Source organism: Rhodococcus sp. ENV425, from assembly GCF_002887785.1.
GTDB lineage: Bacteria > Actinomycetota > Actinomycetes > Mycobacteriales > Mycobacteriaceae > Rhodococcus > Rhodococcus aetherivorans.
The window spans coordinates 1-3,365 of record NZ_PCZU01000155.1 but is presented as its reverse complement, the minus strand read 5'-3'; the positions used below and the strand labels follow the sequence as shown (position 1 = coordinate 3,365).

The window sequence follows — 3,365 nt, the reverse complement described above, 5'->3', positions numbered from 1 at the left end:
CCCGGAGTTCGTCGCGTGCAGGACCCCGCCGGGCACCGCACCGGCGCGGGTGGCGAGTTCGAGGAGGCCGTCGGCGAGATCGGCGGCGTAGGTGGGGCAGCCGACCTGATCGTCGACGACGCGCACGGTGTCGCGTTCGCGTTCGAGCCGCAGCATCGTCGCGACGAAGTCGTTGCCCTCGCCGGTGTAGAGCCACGCGGTGCGCACCACGTGGGCGGTCGGCAACCGGTCGAGCACCGCGCGCTCCCCCGCGAGCTTGGTCCGGCCGTAGACGGTCCGGGGCCCGGTCGGATCGCCGACCCGGTACGGGCGGTCCCCGTCGCCGGCGAACACGTAGTCGGTGGACACGTGGATCAGGTGCGCTCCGGCGGCGGCGCACGCGGCGGCCAGATGGGCCGGTCCCCACTCGTTGACCGCGGCGGCGTCCTCCACATGGGTCTCGGCCGCGTCGACGGCGGTGTAGGCGGCGCAGTTGAGCACGACGGCGCCCGGTTCGACGAGCGCGGCGACGGCATCCGGATCGGTGATGTCCGCCTCCTCCGCGCCGACGCCCCGGATCGGGAGGCCGGCCGCGGCGCCGCGGGTGAGCAGGTGACGGCCCAGCTGTCCGCGGGCTCCGGTGACGAGAACGGTCTGCACGGGCACGAGTCTGGCACGCCGGGGCGGCTGTCACCCGGTAGCCGGCACGGCTGTCACCCGGTAGCCGGCGCGGCTGTCACCCGGTACGAGCCGGGCACGCCGCGGCGGGTGCCACAAGGGCCGCGGTCTCGGCAGTAGCCTGGGTGCGACCGCCGACGCCCGACGAGAGGACCGCCAGGTGCCGCCAGAGCCGCCCACACGCCGAGTGCCGGCGCGCGACGCGGGGGGAGGATCGGGGGTCTTCCGCGGCCGCCCGCTGCGGATCGCCGTCAGCGTCGCCGCGGCGCTCACCCTGGTCGTCACCGGCGTCGCATGGCGCGGCATCGATTCGCTGCGCTCGTCGCTCGCCACGGTGGGCGGGCTCACCCTGGGCGACGGCCGGGACGGCGCCCTCGACATCCTCCTGGTGGGCACCGACAGCCGCACCGACGCGCACGGCAATCCGCTGTCCCAGCGCGAACTCGACGCGCTGCGGGCCGGCGAGGAAGTGGCCAACAACACCGACACGATCATCCTGGTCCGGGTGCCGCTCGACGGCACCTCGGCCACCGCCATCTCCATCCCGCGCGACACCTACGTCGAGGTGCCCGACATCGGGATGTCGAAGATCAACGCCGCGTTCGGCGCCACCAAGGAGACCGAGCGGCTGCGGCTCGTCGAGGCCGGCGAGTCCGATGCGGCCGCCGAGAAGGCGGCCACGCAGGCGGGCCGGGAGGCACTGGTCGAGTCGGTCGCCGACCTGACCGGCGTCACCGTCGACCACTACGCCGAGGTCGGCCTGCTCGGGTTCGTGCTGCTCACCGATGCCGTCGGCGGCGTCGACGTGTGCCTGAACAACCCCGTCGACGAGCCGCTGTCCGGGGCGAACTTCCCCGCCGGCGAGCAGACCCTCGACGGCGCGGACGCCCTGAGCTTCGTCCGGCAGCGCCACGACCTGCCGCGCGGCGACCTGGACCGAATCGTGCGCCAGCAGGTGTTCATGGCCTCACTCGTACAGAAGGTGCTCAGCGCGAAGACGCTGAGCAACCCGTCCAAGCTGAACCAGCTCAGCGCGGCCGTGCAGAGGTCGGTGGTCCTGGACTCCGACTGGGACATCCTCGACCTGGCGACCCGGATGCAGGACCTCGCCGGCGGCGCCGTGCAGTTCTCCACGATCCCCGTCCAGGACCTCAACGCGATGACCGACTACGGCGAATCGGTGGTGCAGGTGGATCCGGAGGAGGTGCGCCGCTTCGTCGCCGACCTCGTCGATCCCGGCTCCGGCGACGACGGGTCGCAGCCGACGACGAGCGCGGCACCGGAGGTCGATGCCGGCACGATCACGGTGGACGTCGCCAACGCCGGTGGTGTCGGCGGCCTGGCCTCCCGCGTCGCGGCCGTGCTCGTCGGCGACGGCTTCGTCGAGGGCGGCGTCGGCAACCACACCGGCCGCGCGGTGGACGAGTCGACGGTCTTCGCCGCCGACCCCGAGTCCGACCAGGCGCGTGCCGTCGCGGAGGCGCTCGGCGGCCTGGCTACCGCCGCCGACCCGTCGCTCGACGCCGACACGGTGCGGGTGGTGCTCACCGCGGACTACGCGGGGCCGGGCACGGATGCGAACGTCACCTCCGTGGCCTCCGGATCGGATCTCGTGAGCGCCGGGGCCACCCCGACGTCCGTCCCGGCCGCCCCGCCGATCGACGCCGGCTCCGCCGGCCCCCGCTGCGTGAACTGAGGAACGAGGAAGCTGTGACCACCCTGACCGACACCCTGCTCGATCCGATCCTGGCCGCCGACCCGGCCGGCCCCCGCATCACGTGGTACGACGACGCGTCCGGCGCCCGGATCGAGCTGTCCGCGGTCACCCTGGCGAACTGGGCCGCCAAGACGGCGAACATGGTGCGCGACGAGTTCGGTCTGCTGCCCGGCGGCCGGGTGGCCGTCCTGCTCCCGGCTCACTGGCAGAGTGCCGCGGTCCTGCTCGGCGCATGGTGGGCCGGCGCCGAGGTGGTGCTCGAACCCGACGACGCGGACCTCGCGCTGGTCAGCGCGGACCGTCTCGACGATGTCGCGGACGTCGCCGAGGTCGCCGTCCTCTCGCTCGACGCGTTCGGCCGGCCCGTGCCGGACCTGCCGGTGGGGGTCACCGACTACGCGACGCACGTGCGGGTGCACGGTGACCAGTTCCGCTCCGCCGGGGACGGCGGACCGGTGCTCGACGGACGGACGCCCGGCGAAGTGATCGCGGCGGCCCGGGACGCGGCCGCGGCCGCCGGCATCACCGGCGCGGACCGGGTGCTGTCGAGCCGCGACTGGGGCACCCCGCAGGCGCTGATCGACGGCCTGCTCGCCGTCCTCGCCGTCGGCGCGTCGCTGGTGCAGGTGAGCAACCCGGATCCCGCCGCCACCAACCGACGGGTCGAGAGCGAGAAGGTCACCGCCCGGCTGAACGGCTGACGCGCGGCAGGCTCAGGCGACGTAGCCGCCGTCGGCGAGGCCGGCCTCGATCTCGAACCGGTTGCGGGCACCCGGGTGGCGTAGCTCCTCCCACACGTAGCGGACGGCGAATCCGGCCCCGTACCGCGCCCACTGATCGGCGTGGACCGCCTCGTGCCGCAGGATCCGGCGCGACGGTGGCCGGCCGGTGAGGAACACCCCGCCGATCGTCGTGCCCGAGCGGGCGTAGCCGCCGCGCATCCCGGTGCACACGTAGAGTCCGAACTCGTCGTCGAAGCCGACGCGGCCGC

At 74.2% G+C, this 3,365-nt stretch carries 4 protein-coding genes; 2 read left to right on the top strand and 2 right to left on the bottom strand.

What is annotated here, in order from left to right:
* Positions 1-639 (bottom strand): dTDP-4-dehydrorhamnose reductase (gene rfbD, locus CQZ88_RS12425; protein ID WP_180987002.1); only part of this gene is annotated, 639 nt, incomplete at its 3' end.
* Between the two features lie 178 nt (positions 640-817).
* On the opposite strand from rfbD, the gene CQZ88_RS12420 reads away from it, so the two are divergent.
* Both CQZ88_RS12420 and CQZ88_RS12415 read left to right on the top strand, forming a co-directional pair.
* Complete coding sequence (locus tag CQZ88_RS12420) at positions 818-2,353, top strand: LCP family protein (RefSeq protein WP_081637050.1); 1,536 nt, start codon at positions 818-820, stop codon at positions 2,351-2,353.
* A gap of 14 nt (positions 2,354-2,367) precedes the next feature.
* A complete protein-coding gene (locus CQZ88_RS12415) occupies positions 2,368-3,075 on the top strand; it encodes a TIGR03089 family protein (protein WP_102799815.1) in 708 nt (235 codons plus the stop codon).
* A 12-nt stretch (positions 3,076-3,087) separates the two neighbouring features.
* Here CQZ88_RS12415 and CQZ88_RS12410 read toward each other — a convergent pair.
* The coding region (locus CQZ88_RS12410) for a hypothetical protein (RefSeq protein ID WP_102799814.1) at positions 3,088-3,365 on the bottom strand (278 nt) is incomplete at its 5' end.